1 protein-coding gene is annotated in these 1,505 nt (G+C 53.8%); it reads left to right on the plus strand.

Annotation, left to right across the window (positions count from 1 at the left end; translation table 11 throughout):
• Nucleotides 1-1,243, plus strand: a 1,243-nt coding sequence (locus tag KDK17_RS17605; RefSeq protein WP_257288689.1) for an ankyrin repeat domain-containing protein, incomplete at its 5' end; no start/stop codon positions are given.
• Between the last annotated feature and the right edge of the window lie 262 nt (nt 1,244-1,505).

Consider the following 1,505-nt stretch of genomic DNA (forward strand, 5'->3'; position numbering starts at 1 on the left):
TGTGAACACCGGTGAATCTCACCCGGATACATTTTTCCCCGATCAGGCGTTTTATGAAGCCTGTTTTGAGGGGAATTTGGATCAAGTGGAGAAGTCATTGGCTGAGGGAGTCAATGTCAATGCCGTTATGGATAATGATCTCACTGCGTTGATGTTGGCATCAGGTCAGGGGCACAAGGACATCGTCGAACGCCTGATCAACGCCGGGGGCGATCTCAACGCCCGTTCTGAGGATGGTGCCACCGCGCTGTTCATCGCTACCCAGGAAAATAACACCGACTGCCTGAAACTCCTGATCGAAGCCGGGGCGGATCTTAACGCCCGGACTGAGGATGGCGTCACCGCGCTGTTCATGGCCGCTGCGGACGGCAATACCGGCAGCTTGAAAGCCCTGATCAAAGCCAAGGTTGATCTCAACGCCTGTAATATGCATGGCGCCACCCCGCTGTTCATTGCTGCCCAACAAAATAACGTCGACTGCGTGAAAGCTCTGATCGAGGCCGGGGCGGATCTCAACGCCCCCCGAACCAAGGATGGCGCCACCCCGCTGTTGATCGCTGCCCAGGAAGATAACACCAACAGCTTGAAAATCCTGATCGAAGCCGGGGCGGATCTAAACGCCGCCATGCTGGATGGCCCCACCCCGCTGTTCTTCGCTGCCCAGGAAAATAACATTGACTGCGTGAAAGTCCTGATCAACGGCGGGGCTGATCTCAACGCTGCCTTGCCGAATGGTGCCACCCCGCTCTACATAGCTGCTGAGATGGGCAACACTGACTGCTTGAAAGCCCTGATCGAAGCACGGGCTGATCTCAACGCCCAGACTGACGGTGGCGCCACCCCGCTGTTCATCGCTGCCCAAAAAAATAACATCGACTGCCTAAAAATCCTGACCGAAGCCAGAGCTGATCTCAACGCCCGGACTGAGGATGGCGCCACTGCCCTGTTCATCGCTGCCCAGGAAAATAACGCCGACTGCGTGAAAATCCTGATCGGAGCCAAGGCAGATCTCAACGCCCGGACTTCGGATGGCGCCACCCCGCTGTTCATCGCTGCCCAGGAAAATAACATCGACTGCGTGAAAGTCCTGATCAACGCCGGGGCTGATCTCAACGCTGCCATGTCGAATGGCGCCACCCCGCTGTCCGTCGCAATCTTGATGAGCAATAACGACTGTGTGAAAGCCCTGACCAGGGCCGGGGCAAGGCATGGAACAAAAGAAAGGCATTATTTAATCCAGTAAACACGGCTTTCGGGTGTACCTATCTTCTGAGTTTTTGAAATGGGTGATGATTTAGTCACAGCAAACTTTATAGTCATAGAGAAAGTGAAGCTGAATCACTTTCAGCTCTGAACCAAAATCTACATGGCATGACTGAAAGCTTCTCTGGGGCAGTTCAGAGAATAGCTAACTGCGTAACTTGCGTTCTTTCCTTGATCTATCCTCCCTCTCTGTACACCAGAATGCAGGGATAGAATGATTAAACACTCGCTCTTTGCAGCAC

It is taken from the genome of Endozoicomonas sp. SESOKO2, from assembly GCF_024606245.1.
Lineage (GTDB): Bacteria > Pseudomonadota > Gammaproteobacteria > Pseudomonadales > Endozoicomonadaceae > Endozoicomonas_A.